This is a genomic window from Acinetobacter sp. YH12086 (genome assembly GCF_013419345.1).
In the GTDB taxonomy this organism is placed as follows: Bacteria; Pseudomonadota; Gammaproteobacteria; order Pseudomonadales; family Moraxellaceae; genus Acinetobacter; species Acinetobacter amyesii.
In genome coordinates, this window is the sequence record NZ_VPAF01000001.1 from 308,351 (window position 1) to 326,307 (window position 17,957).

15 protein-coding genes are annotated in these 17,957 nt (G+C 40.5%); 8 read left to right on the forward strand and 7 right to left on the reverse strand.

Translation table 11 applies throughout. The features are described from left to right. Positions 1-126 precede the first annotated feature (126 nt). A complete protein-coding gene (locus FTU29_RS01565) occupies positions 127-1,854 on the forward strand; it encodes a glutamine--tRNA ligase/YqeY domain fusion protein (protein ID WP_078193499.1) in 1,728 nt (575 codons plus the stop codon). Positions 1,855-1,990: 136 nt separating this feature from the next. Beyond that, the gene (locus FTU29_RS01570) at positions 1,991-2,902 is read left to right on the forward strand and encodes a bestrophin family protein (protein ID WP_180119969.1); all 912 of its coding nucleotides are present in this window, start codon (positions 1,991-1,993) and stop codon (positions 2,900-2,902) included. 9 nt (positions 2,903-2,911) lie between these two features. Here FTU29_RS01570 and FTU29_RS01575 read toward each other — a convergent pair whose 3' ends face one another. After that, positions 2,912-3,835, reverse strand: a complete 924-nt coding sequence (locus FTU29_RS01575) for a LysR family transcriptional regulator (protein ID WP_180119971.1) — start codon at positions 3,833-3,835, stop codon at positions 2,912-2,914. A gap of 96 nt (positions 3,836-3,931) precedes the next feature. Here FTU29_RS01575 and FTU29_RS01580 point away from each other — a divergent pair, with 96 nt between their 5' ends. Both FTU29_RS01580 and FTU29_RS01585 read left to right on the forward strand, forming a co-directional pair. Then, positions 3,932-4,996 (forward strand): aldo/keto reductase, encoded by a 1,065-nt coding sequence (locus tag FTU29_RS01580; protein WP_180119973.1) that lies wholly within the window; start codon positions 3,932-3,934, stop codon positions 4,994-4,996. A gap of 80 nt (positions 4,997-5,076) precedes the next feature. After that, positions 5,077-5,535: an SRPBCC domain-containing protein gene (locus FTU29_RS01585; RefSeq protein ID WP_372491103.1), complete on the forward strand. Its 459-nt coding sequence runs from the start codon at positions 5,077-5,079 to the stop codon at positions 5,533-5,535. Between the two features lie 139 nt (positions 5,536-5,674). Here FTU29_RS01585 and FTU29_RS01590 read toward each other — a convergent pair whose 3' ends face one another. Then, the gene (locus tag FTU29_RS01590; RefSeq protein ID WP_111883727.1) at positions 5,675-6,211 is read right to left on the reverse strand and encodes a lecithin retinol acyltransferase family protein; all 537 of its coding nucleotides are present in this window, start codon (positions 6,209-6,211) and stop codon (positions 5,675-5,677) included. A gap of 135 nt (positions 6,212-6,346) precedes the next feature. Between FTU29_RS01590 and FTU29_RS01595 the strand changes: the two genes are divergently transcribed. Further along, positions 6,347-7,123 (forward strand): phosphodiester glycosidase family protein, encoded by a 777-nt coding sequence (locus FTU29_RS01595; protein WP_257223090.1) that lies wholly within the window; start codon positions 6,347-6,349, stop codon positions 7,121-7,123. Between the two features lie 56 nt (positions 7,124-7,179). On the opposite strand, the gene FTU29_RS01600 is transcribed toward FTU29_RS01595, so the two are convergent. The 4 genes from FTU29_RS01600 to putA all read right to left on the reverse strand — a co-directional run bounded on the left by FTU29_RS01600 (position 7,180) and on the right by putA (position 13,206). Continuing rightward, positions 7,180-7,428 carry a hypothetical protein gene (locus tag FTU29_RS01600; RefSeq protein ID WP_180119975.1) on the reverse strand — a complete coding sequence of 83 codons (249 nt, stop codon included), beginning with the start codon at positions 7,426-7,428 and terminating at the stop codon, positions 7,180-7,182. Between the two features lie 257 nt (positions 7,429-7,685). Next, positions 7,686-7,910: a hypothetical protein gene (locus FTU29_RS01605; protein ID WP_078188679.1), complete on the reverse strand. Its 225-nt coding sequence runs from the start codon at positions 7,908-7,910 to the stop codon at positions 7,686-7,688. A 252-nt stretch (positions 7,911-8,162) separates the two neighbouring features. Further along, complete coding sequence (gene trmA, locus FTU29_RS01610; protein ID WP_180119977.1) at positions 8,163-9,245, reverse strand: tRNA (uridine(54)-C5)-methyltransferase TrmA; 1,083 nt, start codon at positions 9,243-9,245, stop codon at positions 8,163-8,165. Between the two features lie 229 nt (positions 9,246-9,474). Then, entirely contained in the window at positions 9,475-13,206 is a 3,732-nt protein-coding gene (gene putA / locus FTU29_RS01615; protein ID WP_180119979.1) for a trifunctional transcriptional regulator/proline dehydrogenase/L-glutamate gamma-semialdehyde dehydrogenase, read from the reverse strand. 133 nt (positions 13,207-13,339) lie between these two features. Here putA and FTU29_RS01620 point away from each other — a divergent pair, with 133 nt between their 5' ends. Beyond that, positions 13,340-13,834 (forward strand): Lrp/AsnC ligand binding domain-containing protein, encoded by a 495-nt coding sequence (locus tag FTU29_RS01620; protein ID WP_078188676.1) that lies wholly within the window; start codon positions 13,340-13,342, stop codon positions 13,832-13,834. 62 nt (positions 13,835-13,896) lie between these two features. Here FTU29_RS01620 and putP read toward each other — a convergent pair whose 3' ends face one another. Continuing rightward, positions 13,897-15,399, reverse strand: a complete 1,503-nt coding sequence (putP, locus tag FTU29_RS01625; RefSeq protein ID WP_078193488.1) for a sodium/proline symporter PutP — start codon at positions 15,397-15,399, stop codon at positions 13,897-13,899. Positions 15,400-15,822: 423 nt separating this feature from the next. Here putP and aspA point away from each other — a divergent pair, with 423 nt between their 5' ends. Beyond that, positions 15,823-17,271, forward strand: a complete 1,449-nt coding sequence (aspA, locus tag FTU29_RS01630) for an aspartate ammonia-lyase (protein ID WP_171319157.1) — start codon at positions 15,823-15,825, stop codon at positions 17,269-17,271. A 317-nt stretch (positions 17,272-17,588) separates the two neighbouring features. Then, positions 17,589-17,945, forward strand: coding sequence for a hypothetical protein (locus FTU29_RS01635; RefSeq protein ID WP_078193486.1), 357 nt, complete (start codon positions 17,589-17,591; stop codon positions 17,943-17,945). The last annotated feature ends 12 nt before the right edge of the window (positions 17,946-17,957 follow it).

The window sequence follows — 17,957 nt, forward strand, 5'->3', positions numbered from 1 at the left end:
TGGTTGTGAGAAGCATAAGCAAACTGTAAACTACAAGGCAAGTAAAAACGTTACTTTCTTTGTTAAAAATAAAGAAAAGCGTTTTAATTATCCTAATTTTATCTTTATAGAAGTGATTTTATTACCATGAAGCCAAACGATGTTGTTTCATCCCTGCCTAACAATCCGACAACCAAGAACAATGCCCCTGTCGAAGCTGCGCAGCAGGAACAACAGCCAGGCTTAGATTTTGTACGTCAAGTCATTACCGATGATTTATCTGCAGGTCGTACCGAACAAGTTGTAACACGTTTCCCACCAGAGCCAAACGGCTACCTACATATTGGTCATGTAAAAGCTATTTGTCTAAACTTTGGTATTGCTCAAGAATTCGCAGGTCTATGTAACCTCCGTTTTGACGATACAAACCCGGATGCCGAAGAGCAAGAGTATGTAGACGGTATTGCCAATGACGTGAAATGGCTAGGTTTTGAGTGGAACGGCGAGCCACGTTATGCATCAAGCTATTTTGATCAGCTTTACACTTGGGCAGTGCAATTGATTGAACAAGGTGATGCTTATGTGGATTTGCAGAGCCCTGAAGAAATCAAACTAAACCGCGGTAATTTTGTGGAGCCGGGTAAAAATTCGCCGCAACGTGATGCTAGCGTAGAAGAAAACTTAGCGCGTTTTGAACAAATGCGTAATGGTGAGTTGGGAGAAGGTCAGGCAGTACTACGTGCCAAAATTGACATGACTTCACCTAACATTCATATGCGTGATCCTATTTTGTATCGTATTTTGCATTCTGAACATCACCAAACTGGTGATAAATGGAAAATGTACCCAATGTACGATTATGCGCATCCATTATCAGATGCCATTGAAGGGGTTACGCATTCACTGTGTACACTAGAGTTTGTTGATCACCGTCCATTTTACGACTGGGTTGTCGAGAAAGTTAAATCACCATCTGTACCACATCAGTATGAATCAAGCCGCCTAAATGTAGATTACACCATTACCTCTAAACGTAAATTACGTAAATTGGTTGAAGGTGGATTTGTGAATGGTTGGGATGACCCGCGTATGCCTACCGTTGTGGGTATGCGCCGTCGCGGCTTTACCCCAGAAGGTCTGCGTGACTTCTGTAAACGTGTTGGCGTAACTAAAGTCGATGGTAGTATTGTTGATGTTGCAATGCTCGAATATTGCATCCGTCAGTCTTTAGAAAATACTGCTTCGCGTGGTATGGCAGTGTTGAATCCACTCAAAGTGACTTTAACTAACTTGCCTGAAGCAATGGATTTGGTGCATGCACGTCATCCAAATGTAGACATGGGTGACCGTATCATTCCGTTGACTCAAGACATTTACATTGATCGTAAAGACTTTGAAGAAGTTGCGCCTAAAGGCTTTAAACGTCTGATTCCGGGCGGTGAAGTGCGTTTACGTCATGCGTATGTCATTAAGTGTGATGAAGTGATTAAAGACGAGAACGGTGAAGTGGTTGAATTGAAATGTTCAATCGACCCTGAAACTTTAGGTAAAAACCCTGAAGGCCGTAAAGTGAAAGGTGTTGTACATTGGGTTTCTGCAAGCAAGGGTATTGCTGCGGAAGTTCGTATCTACGACCGTTTATTCACTGAATCAGACCCTGAAGTGGGTGATGACTTCCTTGCAAACTTAAATCCAGAATCACTTAAAGTGGTTCAAGCGGTCATTGAGCCTGCATTGGCAGAAGCAAAACCTGAAGATCGTTTCCAATTTGAACGTGAAGGTTACTTTGTTGCAGATCAGTTTGATCATACAGCTGAAAAACCAGTGTTTAACCGCATCTTAGATTTGAAAGACAGTTTTAAACCGGGTAAATAAAATCTTAGTTTTTAAAGGGATTCATCTTTGAATCCCCCAATAGGTTAAGATCAAGTAGGTTAAGATTAAGCTCAACTTCGGTTGGGCTTTTTTCATGCTTGAGATGGTTCATTAAGGCAGTACAGAGGGGAAATAAGTGATCATTCGAAATAAAAATAATAGCTTTAAACTTTTATTTGCATGGCATGGCACGATACTCCCAAAAGTCATGCCTGCGTTGGCTATCGTCGTGAGTTTGTCGGCGATTTTGGTGTATCTAAGCGCTGCACACTACCTGAATACGCCTGAAGTTCCAGCCATCGGATTTACCATCTTTGGGGTGATTCTGTCGATTTTTTTGAGCTTTCGAAATACTGCCTGTTATGACCGTTGGTGGGAAGGGCGCAAGCTTTGGGGCTCATTGATTGCCAATACACGCCACATGATTCGTGATAGCCATGTCCTTGAAGATGAGCAAAGAAACGTGTTGATGTACCGCATCATGCTGTTTTGCAATTTGTTACGTGATCGCTTACGCTATGAATCACAAGATATTGCACATTTTAAAGACGGCGTAGCTTTGACGGATCAGCAATGGCAGCAATGCCGAGACAATATCAATGCACCACAGTATTTACTTGAAATTATTCAAAAAGATTTAGTCAAAGCCTATAAGCAAGGTCACATTACAGACATTATTTACAGCACGCTCACACGTCATACTGTAGCGATGGGTGATATCCATGCAGGCTGTGACCGTATTATGACCACGCCATTACCATTTTCCTATTCGGTGCTTTTACATCGCGCAGTGTATTCATTTTGTCTGATTTTGCCATTTAGCCTAGAGGCCAGTTTAGGGATATGGACACCTGTCATTGTGGCTTTGATTGCATATTTATTTTTAGGTTTGGATGCGTTAAGTGCAGAACTGGAAGAGCCTTTTGGCTTGCAGGAAAATGATTTACCGCTGGACTCGATTGTACGAAACATTGAGCGTGAAATGTATAGCAGCTTAGAAGTTGAACTTCCGCCGCTGATTAAGACTTTTAACAGTAATTTAAGATAAATTTTTGGCCTAATTTTCAGATAAATTCGGCGATACGTACCAAGCATATTGATGCTGAAAATAATCGTCCAAGTGTCGCATAAAAGCCTGTACTTTAGGCGGAACAAAATGTCGATGCGGAATTACCACATAGATTGCAGTACTTTGAACAGGGATCTTGGGTAGAACTTGGATAAGTCGGCCAGAGAGTAGATCGTCCTCCACATGCCAGATGGAGTGGTTTGAGATGCCTAAACCTGCAAGTGCTGCTTGGCGTACGCCTTCACCTGAGTTGATATGAACTTGTCCTGAAACAGGTATATTTATGTTGTGTTGATCTTGGACGAATGTCCAAAGCTGCGAAACACCCTTAGGGTATTTCTGTAAAATGCATTGGTGTATAGAGAGCTCTTCTAGGGAGTGAGGTTCGCCATGTTGTTCGATATAGCTAGGCGAGGCACACAAAATACGACGGTTTAAGCTGAGCGGTTTAGCAATCAGTGATGAGTCTTCTAACTGTCCAATACGTATCGCAACATCTAAACCTGCGGAGACCAAATCTAAATTTTGATCGGTCTGTTCAATATCCAAAGTCAATGTTGGATGCAACTTGGCAAAGGCTGCAAATACTGGCCCTAAAATACGATTTCCAAAAACTTCTGAACATGTGATTTTTAATACCCCACTAAGTTGTTGTGGTTCAGGTTGAAATTGGCCTATCAGAGAATTAAATTGTTCGAGCAAGGGAAAACCTTGTTGCAATAAAACAGCACCTTCCTGTGTTAAATGTAGTTGCCGTGTAGTGCGATGAAATAGGCGTAGCCCTAAACTTTGTTCAAGTCTGTGTAGACGGCTACTAGCGACAGAAACAGAGAGATTGGCCTCTTTTGCGGCTTGACTGATTGAACCCAGTGTCGCCATTCGTGTGAATAACTCGAAATCTTCAGTTAGCATTATCAATATAATCAAGAAAGTCTTTCTTGATATTCAGGGTTTTTCTGATAAATATCTGTGCCTATTCTGTGTATAAATCAAACACAGGAAATCACCATGAACTATCACAATCTAGGGCAATCTGGCTTACAAGTTTCAGAGTTCGGCTTTGGTGCAGGTACATTTGGCGGGCAAGGCCCTATTTTCTCTGCATGGGGGCAATCGAGTTTAAATGATGCCCAACGGATGATTGATCTCTGTATTGATCAAGGCGTGAATTATTTCGATACCGCAGATGCTTATTCAAATGGTGCCTCTGAGCAGATGCTCGGTGCATTACTTCAATCAAAACGCCAAGAGGTGATTATTTCCAGCAAAGTGGGTATTCGATTGAATGATGGAATCAATCAAGGTGGATATTCTAGAAGTTATTTAATACAAGCCGTGGAGGCGAGTTTAAAACGGTTAGGCACAGATTATATTGATGTGCTGCAGCTGCATCAGTTTGATAGCACGACGCCACTTGAGCAGCTGATGCGCAGTTTAGATGACTTGGTACGTAGTGGAAAAGTTCGCTATATCGGTGCATCGAATTTTTCAGGCTGGCAGCTTATGAAAGCACAGTCGATTGCCCAACAGCATGGCTATGAAAAGCTAAGTGTGCATCAAGTCTATTATTCTTTGATTGGACGTGACTATGAATGGGAGTTGATGCCTGCGCAGCATGATCAACAGATTGGTGCAGTGGTTTGGAGTCCGCTGGGCTGGGGGAGATTAACAGGAAAATTTGATCGTGAGCATGCGATTCCAAAGCAAAGTCGGCTGCATGAAACAGCACAATTCGCACCGCCAGTTCGACATGAAAAGTTATTTGCAGTGTTAGATGTAATGCAAGAAATTGCCATGGAAACAGGGCACTCTATCCCGCAGATTGCATTGAATTGGCTGAAAACCAGACCGACTGTGTCTAGTATTTTGATAGGCGCACGTAATGAACAGCAACTGTCGGATAACCTTGCGGCGAAGGAATGGTCATTAAGCGTAGAGCAGTTAGCCCGATTAGACGCAGTCAGTGCAGTGTATCCACCTTATCCATACTATCCGTATTGGAATGGGCAATTTGCAGAGAAAAATCCAACGCTAGTGACATCAGCATTTATTTCAGAACATACAGCAGAATAGGGCAATAACAATTCAGTGGTAGGCAATGATCAGTGCTCTGTGCTATCACTGAATAAAATTAAAATACTGTAGGAATGCTGATGAGTGTCGTGATTGAAACCCAGATGTTAATTCGTAAGTCCATCAATATCGTATTTAATGCTTTTGTTGATCCTTTAATAACACAGCATTTTTGGTTTAGTGCATCGAGTGGCTATCTAGAAGAAGGTAAAACCGTGCAATGGACTTGGCAGAAATATAATGCAGTCGCCGATGTAGACGTGCTGAGTATTAAGGAAAACAAATTAATTCAAATACAGTGGGGAGAACCAAAAACTCAAGTCGATTTTATTTTTGAGCAGATTAGCCCGATGGAAACCTACGTTCGTATCAAAAATTCAAAGATTCCTCTGCAAGGTCAGGCATTAATTGATTTTATTATCGATAGTACAGGTGGTTTTACAACGGTTTTGGATGCAGCCAAAATTTATTTAGAACATGGCCTGCAAAGCAATTTGGTTGAAGATAAATTTCCACCTTTTAGCAATGCGAACTTTTAGCAATGTGAAGAGTGACCAAAATTAAGCATGACATCTGATACGCCGTAAGGAAAAGCTTGTGTATTAGCGCAGTATTTCTAAGCAATGTGCTGATGTATTGAAATTTGATAAAGCCACGGTTCAATGCTGCTGCAGTGAATTAACGATTTTTATGTTCTTCACGCTTTAAATAGGTATAAACCGGCATTTGCATTTTGGCTTTTTCGCGCAGTTTCTTTTTGATATAGAACACCAGTGCAAAGCAAGTGGTGGTCACGGTCAGCATCATACTGCTCATAAAACTCATCAGAGAACTGACATAGCCAATCGTGGTGAGTCGGTTCATCATACGGAACACTTGAGGACTACTTTCAACGCCGGTAATAGCCCATGTGCATAAGTGTTCACAGTTATTAATAATCAGATGATAGTTGTTTTCATGCATGCGAGAGCGCATACGACGCACCACTTTACGACCTTTAAATTTTGGATTGCTATATGACTGAACGATAATTTTTTTGCCGTGGCTGAAATTTTCGATAGAAGTCATTTCAATTGGATGTTTTTTGAAAAGGTGTGCAAAACCAGAGTAGTGAATGACTCTACCGCGGCCGGCATATATGCCATGATGGCTATAACCGAAGTGTTTAACAATCAGATGTGTTCCAAGAGGAAAACCATCTTTCTGCACGTGCATGAATTTACCAGTCCTACTTTAAATCCGAATTATTTTTAAAGATTAGTCTACTTTTAATCTGTGAATTAATCGACTATTTTAGCGATGATTTAGCTAAAATTTGTTCGATTTTTAACGTGCACTATGGATAGGGTCATGCTTGGTCTTCAATCAACCTCAATGTTTAAAAAAATGCGCTTTATGATGCTGCTCGGTCTGATTTTCTCACCGACTATTTCCTATGCCAATATTCAAGCGAAACGTGTCAGTCAGCCCATTGCAGTGGATGTGGTTGAAATTTCGGATTTGAGTAAACTAGAGCTCTATTTATATGATGCAGAGCAGCAGCCATATCGAGACCTACAGCGTTTAAAGCAGTCATTAGCGCGTAAGTGTAATACGATGAACTTCGCAATGAATGCAGGGATGTATCATGCAGACTTAGCGCCTGTTGGTCTTTACGTTGAAAATGGGCTGCAGAAAAAAGCCTTGAATCGTGCAACACGAGGCTTTGGTAATTTTTTAATTCAGCCGAATGGTGTTCTGGCATGGAATGACAAGCAAGCGGTGATATTAACTACACAAAAATATGCTTCCACAGATTTTAAGGCACGTTATGCAACGCAGTCAGGTCCAATGCTGGTGGTAGATGGAAAAATCAATCCAAACTTTATCCCACAGTCAGATTCATTGAAAATCCGCAATGGCGTGGGGATCAAGAACGGGAAGTTGTATTTTGTGATCAGTCGTGAAGGCGTGTCGTTTTATGCATTTGCACAATATTTTAAGCAGCAATTATCGATTAACAATGCCTTGTATTTAGATGGATCTGTGTCTAGTGCAGATATTCAAGCATTGAATAGACATGATTCAAGTTTGAAACCTTTAGGGCCAATTGTAGCGTATACAACAGCATCTCAATGCAAACAATAAAAGCCCGAATAATCGGGTTTCATCTGTACAGTGTTTAGATTGATAGAAACTACTGTTTATTTGCCGACTAAACCTAAAAAGGTACTTTGGGTTTGGCACATTTGAATGGCTTGTTCTTTAGATTGTTTTTTAATACTTTCTTCAAACTGTTTTTTCTGTTCTTTGATTTGTTCTTCGTTTAAGCCCATTTGTTTCGACAAGGCTTCGAGTTTATCCCAGGATTCTTCGCATTCTTGGGGGATTTGGCTACAAGCACTTAGACTAAGTATACAGCAGGCGATTAGGCAAATTGTTAATTTATTCATGTTCATTCCTTTAGTTTTTATATCAATCCAGTTTAGTGGTTATCTGCTTTTTATTTGATGCAATATTAGGTTTTATTGTCGTATGTTTAAAAATTAGACATCACTGAGTTGCCTTGGAGCATAGCATAAGGTCTGTAAATAGAGGTGGCCGATCCACAAAACCCGTTCTGTAAATAAGCGGCATATTTTTGATTAGACAAAAAAACAAGGCACTCTGTAAAACAGAATGCCTTGTTTGAACATTGAATGTTCAGACTCTACTGTAGAGGTAGATGCTGGATTTCATTTAATTCCTTACGGCTATAACCGCGCGAAGCGAGTACTTTTTTAATACCGAGGATAACATCTTCATCCGTTGCCTTTGTAAGAGCAGCAATAAGCTGTTCATTGGTTTTACAAGAGCAATCATTTTCAACACAGGCAATTTGATTCTTATGCCCGTTTTGCTGTTCTTTAGCGAACAACTTATGCCAAAAACTCATAGAGCCTTCATTTGCGACCTAACATAGGACGAAATATAACCAATCCAATAAATAAAGCAAGACTACTAAAGTGATATTTTAGCCAGTTGAATGATCATTTTTTCGATTGGACTTTTAGAATCTTTGCCTAATTGATATAAAAAGGCATCCATTACACCGCATGTGGCGAGAAAATAAAGCTTTTTTGGTATATAAAAAAGGAGCTTTTAGAAAGCTCCTTTTATGACAATAACATGACTTGAAATAATTTGTTTAAATCTTCTCAAGAAACACACCAGACTCTACATGGTGTGTATAAGGGAATTGATCAAACAAGGCGAATTTGCTGATTTTATGCGTTTGTGAAAGCAGTTTAAGATTGTCATGCAAAGTATCTGGGTTGCATGAAATATAGATAATGCGTTCAAAACGTTGCAACAGTTTTAGTGTTTCATCATCGATGCCTGCACGCGGTGGATCGACAAATACCGTATCGAAGTTATAGCTTGAAATTTCAATTTCAGCTTCTTCAAGGCGGCGGAATGTACGTTCAGCATTGTAGGCTTGGGTAAACTCTTCAGCTGATAGACGAGCCACTTGGATATTATTAATGCCATTTTGCTCAATATTCCACTGTGCTGCATAGACTGAAGACTTGGCTAATTCTGTTGCCAAAACGCGATTAAAGCGTGTTGAAAGAGGCAGCGTGAAATTACCATTACCACAGTAGAGCTCAAGTAAGTCTTTGTCTGAGTGATCCGCAACCTGACACGCCCATTCCAGCATTTTTTGACATACGCCGGCATTTGGCTGTGTGAAGCTACTTTCAATTTGTTTATACTGATATTTACGGTCAAATACTTGGAGTTCTTCAACCACATAGTCATCAGTTAAAATCACGCGCTGACCACGACTACGACCATAAATCTTGATATTGAGCTTTTCAGACAGCGCTTTGGCAGCAACTTCCCATTCAGCATTGAGCGGGCAGCGGTAAACCAATGAAACCAGCATTTCACCTTTCAGCGTTGCTAAGAAATGAACTTCAAATAATCGGCTAGATAAGATCTCTTGTGCCTTGAGTTCATTTAATAATACGGGCATTAAATCATTAATGCTTTTATCTGCAATCGGGAAATCTTTAATTTCGACAACTTGTTTTTCATTGTCTGCATTGCGTTCAAACATTGCATAGAACATATCATTTTCAGTATGCCAAATTCGGAATTCCGCTCGCATACGAAAGTTTTGTTCAGCAGAAGGAAAAACTTCTAAAGAGGGAGGGTTGTATTCTGAAAATTGAGCCGTAATGCGGGCAACTTTGGCATCAAGTTGTTGCTGATAAGTTGAAGTCATATGCAGTAAAAAATCGCAAACATATTAAAAAAAGTCATGTTAGCAAAATTCACATTATAAGACTAAATTAATTCCACTTTTGGCTGTATTTATCTGTCGAGAAAATGAGTCTGAATGCGCTAAACAGAATATTTATCTAGGGGTAGTTAAAAAAACGCTCAATCTTTATGGAACATTCATAAAGATTGAGCTAAGTGAGGAACTGATTAGTTGGAGTTCAATTCAGTGTTTAATTCATTGTCATTAAGCTGGCATTACCACCGGCTGCCGCTGTATTGACACTGATTGCCCGTTCAATCACGAAACGTTCTACAGGGATGTCATATTGGCCTGAAGCTAAATGCGTAATGCCAATAATTGCACCTTCACGAGAAGCGATAACCTGTTGAATCTTTAATAACTCAGCTTGTTCACCATGGTGTAAAACCGCATCAAAATTGCCATGATAAAGATCCGTGATCACTTTAAATTGGTCTACGAGGATTTTTGGCATGCTATTTAAGTGTTTCAACACAAAAGTATTGTCTGCAAGTACAACAGGCTGACTACCCACCGATAAAATCGCAGCAATTTGATTCAGTTGATCTGCATCATTATTAGCTAATGAAAGCACACCCTTACGTGCCAAAATGGCATATTGGTTGTTTTCACCGGTTGGTCCTTGCAGTTCAAAACTTTGTCCTGCGGCTATGGCCTGTGGTGTTTGAATCGCAATGCCTGAAAAATGCTGCTTCGCCCAAGCGTTAAAAGCTTCATATGCAGGGAAGTGTGCAGCTTGTGTTTCTGCCTGAGCAGCATAAGGTGTAGCCAATTTTTTCTCAGAAATTTGATGCATTAAACGGTAAAGATATAAAGGACCGCCCGCTTTTGGACCTGTACCTGATAAGCCTTCGCCACCAAAAGGTTGTACACCGACCACAGCACCTACAATATTACGGTTAATGTACAGGTTGCCGACTTCTGCATGACCGATGACTTTTTGAATCGTGTCATCAATACGTGTATGCAAGCCCATGGTTAAACCATAACCTTTGGCATTAATTTGTGTTAATAGGTTTTCAATCTCACCATATTTGTAGGTAATTAAATGCAATACTGGCCCAAAAACTTCGCGTTCTAAATCATTTAAATTTGGCAGTTCAATCAAAGTTGGTGCAACGAAAGTTCCCGTACTTAAGGAATTGCCATCAACATTAAACATGATTTGATGTACTGGATAGCCTTTGCTACGCATCTTCTCAATATGTTTTTCAATATTTTGCTGTGCTTCAAGGTCGATCACTGGGCCAATGTCAGTTGCTAAAAGTGCAGGATTTCCGACACGAAGTTGCTTCATCGCACCTTGTAACATGGTACGGACAACGTCCACATTATCTTCTTGTACACAGAGAATACGTAGGGCAGAACAGCGTTGGCCTGCACTGTCATAGGCAGAGTTAACGACATCTAATACCACTTGTTCTGTCAATGCAGATGAGTCAACAATCATGGCATTCTGACCGCCAGTTTCAGCAATCAAAACCACACTTTCGCCAAATTGGTTTAAGCGCTGTGCCACGGTTTTTTGCAAGATACGTGCGACTTCAGTGGAGCCTGTAAACATGATGCCTTGGACACGTGAGTCCGCGCTGAGTTTGGCACCAATGGTTTCGCCACGGCCAGGAAGGAGTTGCAATACATCGAAGGGAACACCTGCTTCCCATAAAATATGTACAGCTTGAGCAGCAATCAGTGGCGTTTGTTCAGCAGGCTTGGCAATCACGGTATTACCTGCAACCAAGGCTGCAGCAATTTGACCTGTGAAAATAGCAAGCGGGAAGTTCCATGGGCTAATGCACAGCACAGTACCTAGGGGTTCAATTTGCGTATTTTCTGCTAGATCAATCATTTGAGCTGCATAATAACGTAGAAAATCTACAGCTTCACGGACTTCAGCAATAGCATTGGCATAAGTTTTACCACTTTCACGTGACAACAACACCATGAGAGATTGCAATTGTGCTTCCATCAAATCTGCCGCACGGTTTAAGTATGCTGCACGCTGATCTTTGGCTAAAGTTTTCCATGAAGCTTGGGCATTTACAGCATTATTGAGAGCGATTTCCGCTTGCTCTAGACTAGCTTCACTGACACTGCCGACCACATCACTACGGTTTGCAGGGTTTGTAATGTTGATACTTGCAGTATGAATTTCTTCTAAATTAGCGCCCATTGCACTAGCATGCCACTGGGTATGTGCATGCTGTACTGCCGTGGTATTGAGCTGAGATAAGTCGCGATCATTGGCTAAATCGAGTCCTTTTGAGTTGCGACGTTCTGTGCCATACAAATCTTGCGGAAATGGGATAGAAGGATGCTTAGCTCCAGTGATACCTTCTTTTTCAGCCGTCGCTAATATCGTCTGTCTTGGATTTTCAATTAAATCTTCAATTTTTAAATTTTTATCTGCAATACGGTTGACGAAAGAGGTATTCGCACCATTTTCCAGTAAACGTCGAACCAAATAGGCCAATAAGGTTTCATGGTTACCCACTGGTGCATAAATACGACAAGGCACACCCAGTTTGTTATCAGACTTCGAACCCACCACTTGTTCATAGAGGGGTTCACCCATACCGTGAAGGCACTGAAATTCATACTGGCCTGGATAGTAAAGCTCTGGCTGTGCTAATTGGTAGATCGTAGCAACGGTTTGCGCATTGTGTGTTGCAAACTGAGGATAAATTTGCTCAGGCGCTGCTAAAAGTTTTTTAGCACATGCAATATAAGACAGGTCGGTATGAACTTTGCGCGTAAATACAGGATAGTCACTCATACCTTCAATTTGCGCTTTCTTAATTTCGCTGTCCCAGTATGCACCTTTCACTAAGCGGATCATTAAACGTTTTTGGCTACGCTTAGCGAGGTCAATAATATGGTCGACCACATAGAAACAGCGCTTTTGGTAGGCTTGAATCACAAATCCAATACCTTTCCAGTCCGCTAATTTAGGCTCAAAACACAGGCGCTCAAGTAGTTCCAAAGAAATTTCTAGGCGGTCAGTTTCTTCAGCATCAATGTTTAGACCAATATTGTAATGCTTGGCTAATACTGCAAGTTCAAGCACTTTGCCATAAAGTTCGTTATGCACACGGTCGATCTGTGAACGTTGATAGCGCGGGTGTAGGGCAGATAATTTGATCGAAATGCCTGCTCCGTTATAAACATCCTTACCTTCAGAAGCTTGACCAATCGCGTGGATCGCATCGGTATAGTCTTGATAATATCGTTCAGCATCAGGTTCAGTTAATGCTGCTTCACCTAACATGTCATATGAATAACGGAAGCCTTTGTCTTCTAAAATTTCTGCATGTTTAAGCGCTTCATTGATGGTTTCACCTGTAACAAACTGTTCGCCCATCATACGCATAGCCACGTCTACAGCTTTACGGATAATGCCACGTCCACTGCGTGCTAAAATACCGGTCAGTAGGCTAGACAGACTTTTTTGTTGAGGGGTTTCCATCAGTTTGCCCGTCAGCATTAAGCCCCAAGCAGCAGCATTTACGAACATGAGGCTACTTTGGCCAACATGATCTTTCCAGTTACCTTGGTTGATTTTATCTTTGATCAGTAAATCACGTGTTGCTTTGTCTGGAATACGGAGTAGCGCTTCAGCTAAACACATGAGCGCGATGCCTTCCTGAGAAGACAATGAAAACTCTTGTAGCAAGCCTTGCACAATGCCTGCTTTACCTGTACCGCTTTTACGTTCACGTAATGAATGGGCTAAGTCAAAAGCCAATTGTTGAATTTGATCGCTGATCGGGGAAGGGATTTCACTGTGTGCTAATAAGTTTTCAATGCACTCAGTTTCAGCACGACGCCATGCTGTATTAATCGATTGTTCAAAGCTATTCTTGTCTTTAAATTCAGTGATGTAGTCATCGCTTCCCGTGACTTCAAATACTTTTCCATTCATATTTCAATTTTCCGTGTCAAAGTTCTATGACGAGCAAATAAATCTTGAGCTTGATCCTTTATTTAATTTATCATCACAGAATATTTAGCGAATAACTCACTATAGTTTTAATAATATTTAGAGAAAAATTCAGATGACTAGCCCATATTTGAGCTTAGACCGTATAGATATTCGAATTTTAGAGCTGTTGCAAGAAGACGGAAAATTGTCCAATATTAAGCTTGCGGAAATGGTGAATTTATCACCCACTGCGGCGTTGGCACGTGTGCAAAAATTATCGAAAGAGGGCTTTATTTTAGGCTATGAAGCACGTTTAAATCCGGTCTTACTCAACAATGGATTTGTGGTTTTTGTGGAGATTTTACTAGATAAAACCACGCCCAATGTATTGGAAGATTTTTCGGATGCAGTACGTCAAATTCCAGAAATCGTAGAATGTCACATGATCAGTGGTGGTTTTGATTTTGTAGTGAAAATACGCTGTGCAAACATGGAAGAATTTAGAAAAATTTCAGGGCAGGTGCTTTGGCAATTACCTGGTATCAAGGAAACGCGTAGTTATCCTGTGATGGAAGTAATTAAAGAAAGTATGCAAATTAAACTGAAACCTGCGGCTCGGCCGAAGTAGCTAATCATCAATAATTGAGTACTAAAAAGGGGCATTTAGCCCCTTTTTTAGTGTCAAAAATTTTAGATTTCAGACATTTCTTTTTGATATTGCGCTTCGGCTTTTTCAAAGCGTTCAACCACATCCGCCTCTGGTGCTTTGCCCAATAAGCTCACCACAACGATACTGATCGCAGAGAAAATAAAGCCTGGAATGATTTCGTATAAACCAAGGTGGCCTAAGTAGTTTTTCCACACGATGACAGTCACAGCACCCACGATCATGCCAATGATTGCTCCGTTAAGCGTCATACGTTTCCACAGCAATGAAAGAATAATCAGTGGGCCAAATGCAGCACCGAAACCTGCCCATGCATAAGCCACTAAGCCTAAAACTTTACTTGCAGGGTTCATTGCAAAGGTGATTGCAAATACGGCAATTGCCAAAACCATCGCACGTCCAATCCAAACCAATTCTTTTTGCGATGCGTTTTTACGAATAAATCCTTTGTACAAATCTTCCGTCAAGGTTGTTGAACACACCAATAACTGACAGCTAAGTGTGCTCATCACCGCAGCTAAAATTGCGGCTAAAATAATCCCAGCAATCCACGGATTGAATAGAATTTTAGTCAACTCCATAAATACCGTTTCAGGGTTGGCATTAACGACACTTGCCAGTTCTGGGTGGACTTGGAAGTAAGCAATACCGATATAACCCACTGCTACAGCACCGCCTAGACACAGGATCATCCATGTCATACCAATGCGTCGTGCATTCGGAATGGATTTAACAGAATCGGCTGCCATAAAGCGAACCAAAATATGCGGCTGACCAAAATAGCCTAAGCCCCATGCCATGCTGGATAAAATCGCAACTGTACTTAAACCTTCAAATAAATTAGAAGCTTGCGGACGAGCTGTTTCCAAAATAGCAGCAAGATTTTGACTGTTATCACCTAAAGCAAGGTAGGCGATGATCGGTGTGATCAGCAGTGCAAAGATCATCAGACCCGCTTGGAAAGTATCGGTCCAACTGATCGCTAAGAATCCACCAATACAGACATAGCTGATGGTTGCAATGGCACCAATCCACAGTGCTGTTGTGTAGTTCCAACCGAATAAACTTTCGAAAAGTCGTGCGCCAGCCACCATGCCAGAAGCACAGTAAATCGCAAAGAAAACTAAAATCACTACAGCTGAAATGATACGTAAAATCTTTTTACGGTCTGCAAAACGGCTTGTGAAATAATCGGGCAGGGTCAGGGCATTATTTTGATATTCGGTATGAACACGCAAGCGTCCGGCAACGATCAGCCAGTTCAACCAAGCACCGATAATTAAGCCGATTGCAATCCAAGCTTCAGAAAGACCAGATAGATAAATTGCACCAGGGAGACCCATGAGTAGCCAACCACTCATGTCGGATGCACCTGCTGAAAGTGCGGTCACAACACTTCCTAAACTTCGTCCACCTAAAATGTATTCGTCAAAGTTATGCGTAGCTCTGTAGGCATACAAACCAATGGCAAGCATTGCAAGAATATAAAAAATAAAGGTGACTAATGTCGGGTTTAAATGGCTCATAGGCGGTTCGTCCTTAATGAAAGCAAATCATCTCTGTCCTAGATGAAAATTTGTACTTCTGTCGTAAGTCGCAGATTCAAGCACGATTTAAAAATTACACTCTGTAACCTTTAAGCATATTTTATGTATATTTTGTGTAAACACTATTTTTTCTTATTACAAATCGAATTTTTTATTGTACTGCTGAAATGTTGTCCTGAAGGGAATTTAAATTTTGTTAAGTAAATCTACCTAAGACTTTTCATCACAAAAAGAGAACTAATGAAAATATGTAAAAATTACACAATGTTACATATTGAACAAGAAATGTGCATTTGAAATATTTGGTTGCAAATGTGCATCACATCATCTGTAGTGAGATGATTTGAACAGGTCGAATATGAGGTATGCACAGTCTTGGTGCGTAATTAGAGGGAATGCGCAGTGACAACGGTTCAAATGGAAAAAACGAGAATAGAGCATGATTTACTGGGGGATAAGGCAGTCCCGCAGTCATGTTATTACGGCATACACACATTGCGTGCCATCGAAAACTTTCAAATATCAAAGCAGCATGTCGGACAAAATTTAAACTTTGTACGCGCTATTGCTCAGGTAAAAAAAGCGTCAGCAGAAACCAATTATCAATTTAACTTAATACAAGATGATATTCGCCAAGCGATTCAGCAGGCGTGTGATGCATTGATTGATCATCCAGAACAATGGTCGGATTCATTTCCAATTGATATTTATCAAGGTGGAGCAGGCACTTCTATTAACATGAATGCCAATGAAGTCATTGCCAATATTGCCCTTGAGTCGCTCGGAGATGCTAAAGGCAGTTATCAACGGATTCATCCAAACGATCATGTTAATAAGTCACAATCCACCAATGATGTCTATCCAACAGCGCTGCGTCTAGCAACATTTAGCGCTTTTGATGCTTTATTTGTGGTTTTAAATCAGCTAATTGGAAGCTTACATATTAAAGCCGATGAGTTTAAACATGTCATCAAAATGGGGCGTACACAGTTACAAGATGCTGTTCCGATGACTTTGGGGCAAGAGTTCCGAGCATTTGCAACATTATTAAAAGAAGATTTGAAGTTGATTGAGCAAAATCGACAGCTTCTATTGGAAATTAATTTAGGTGCGACGGCAATTGGCACTGGCGTGAATTCTCCTGCGGGTTATGCAGCGAAGGCCGTTGAAAATCTAGCTCATTTGACCGGTCTAAAATTGCAAGGTGCAGAAGACTATGTCGAAGCAACCAGCGATTGTGGCGTATTTATTTTATTATCAAGCTGCTTAAAACGTTTAGCTGTCAAACTTTCTAAAATTTGTAATGACTTACGTCTTTTAAGTTCGGGGCCACGAACAGGTTTAGCGGAAATTCGTTTACCTGAGTTACAAGCAGGTTCGTCGATCATGCCTGCAAAGGTTAATCCAGTGATCCCAGAAGTGGTCAACCAAATTGCATTTCGAGTGATGGGTAATGATTTAACCATTACTTTGGCTGCAGAAGCAGGGCAATTACAATTAAATGTCATGGAGCCGGTCATTGCATTGTCCATGAATGAATCGATTGAGCTTTTGGTGAATGCCGTAAAAACATTAGACAGCAAATGTATTCAAGGGATTCAGGCAAATGAGCAAGCGTGTTTTGATGCTGTGATGCGTAGTGTAGGAATCGTGACCTTACTCGATCCATATTTAGGTCATGCAAAATGTGATGAAATCGGTAAGCAATGTATTGCCGAAAATAAAACCATTCGCCAAGTGGTTTTAGAGCAAGAGCTGTTAACTGAAAGTCAATTGGATGAAATTTTCTCGATTGAAAATTTAGTTTCTGAAGTGACACCATTTAGTATGCCACTCGCTCAAGTGAGTTAAATGCTTATTTAAGACTTTTAAATAGCCCCATGATGAGTAAATGACGAAGGTTAATCCTTCGTTTTTTATTTGAAGAAATTAGTGGTAAATCTAGAAAACTAATCTGATGGCAGTGATGTTTTAGGTTTCTAAAAGAAAGTATTGGGTTGAAAATAAAACGCTATATTTGCTTAAGATCGTAATTATAGTTCTATATATAGTCATGAAGGTTTGGATGAAAAATTTAGCGCATAGATAAAGTCAGAAATACTTTAACTTGCCCAAAAAAGGATGTAATCGAAGTACAATAGGTTTTTTATCATGTTGTAGATAGTCAGATGTTTAATAAGTTAGTCGATTTATTCAAAGGCGCTAAAGAGTCGCCTGAGCAACTTTACTTAGAACAACACCACATTCAATATGATGAAACACAGGGCTATATCATTGAAGGCGTAGTTTTAAATACATTGTCTGAACGTATGGAATATCTGTCGAATAGAAAAATGACAAATTTCGATGATTTAAAACAGCTCTATGCAACTGCAATGATTATCAATGAAAAAATAGACTTGGAAATTGCAAGTCAACGCTTTGTTGCACGATTAGGCAATACTGAAGAAAATCTGTTGCAGTTTAAACTCTATGTCAAACTATTGAATGATTATTATCGTCAATTCATCCGTGATCGTAAGTAAGTGAATGGACTG

What these genes read in the sequence shown, in the direction of transcription:
- FTU29_RS01565 (WP_078193499.1), top strand. Translation starts at nt 127, where the DNA reads ATGAAGCCAAACGATGTTGTTTCATCCCTGCCTAACAATCCGACAACC.
- FTU29_RS01575 (WP_180119971.1), bottom strand. Translation starts at nt 3,835, where the DNA reads ATGCTAACTGAAGATTTCGAGTTATTCACACGAATGGCGACACTGGGT.
- FTU29_RS01580 (WP_180119973.1), top strand. Translation starts at nt 3,932, where the DNA reads ATGAACTATCACAATCTAGGGCAATCTGGCTTACAAGTTTCAGAGTTC.
- FTU29_RS01585 (WP_372491103.1), top strand. Translation starts at nt 5,077, where the DNA reads ATGAGTGTCGTGATTGAAACCCAGATGTTAATTCGTAAGTCCATCAAT.
- FTU29_RS01590 (WP_111883727.1), bottom strand. Translation starts at nt 6,211, where the DNA reads ATGCACGTGCAGAAAGATGGTTTTCCTCTTGGAACACATCTGATTGTT.
- FTU29_RS01595 (WP_257223090.1), top strand. Translation starts at nt 6,347, where the DNA reads ATGCTTGGTCTTCAATCAACCTCAATGTTTAAAAAAATGCGCTTTATG.
- FTU29_RS01600 (WP_180119975.1), bottom strand. Translation starts at nt 7,428, where the DNA reads ATGAATAAATTAACAATTTGCCTAATCGCCTGCTGTATACTTAGTCTA.
- FTU29_RS01605 (WP_078188679.1), bottom strand. Translation starts at nt 7,910, where the DNA reads ATGAGTTTTTGGCATAAGTTGTTCGCTAAAGAACAGCAAAACGGGCAT.
- trmA (WP_180119977.1), bottom strand. Translation starts at nt 9,245, where the DNA reads ATGACTTCAACTTATCAGCAACAACTTGATGCCAAAGTTGCCCGCATT.
- putA (WP_180119979.1), bottom strand. Translation starts at nt 13,206, where the DNA reads ATGAATGGAAAAGTATTTGAAGTCACGGGAAGCGATGACTACATCACT.
- FTU29_RS01620 (WP_078188676.1), top strand. Translation starts at nt 13,340, where the DNA reads ATGACTAGCCCATATTTGAGCTTAGACCGTATAGATATTCGAATTTTA.
- putP (WP_078193488.1), bottom strand. Translation starts at nt 15,399, where the DNA reads ATGAGCCATTTAAACCCGACATTAGTCACCTTTATTTTTTATATTCTT.
- FTU29_RS01635 (WP_078193486.1), top strand. Translation starts at nt 17,589, where the DNA reads ATGTTTAATAAGTTAGTCGATTTATTCAAAGGCGCTAAAGAGTCGCCT.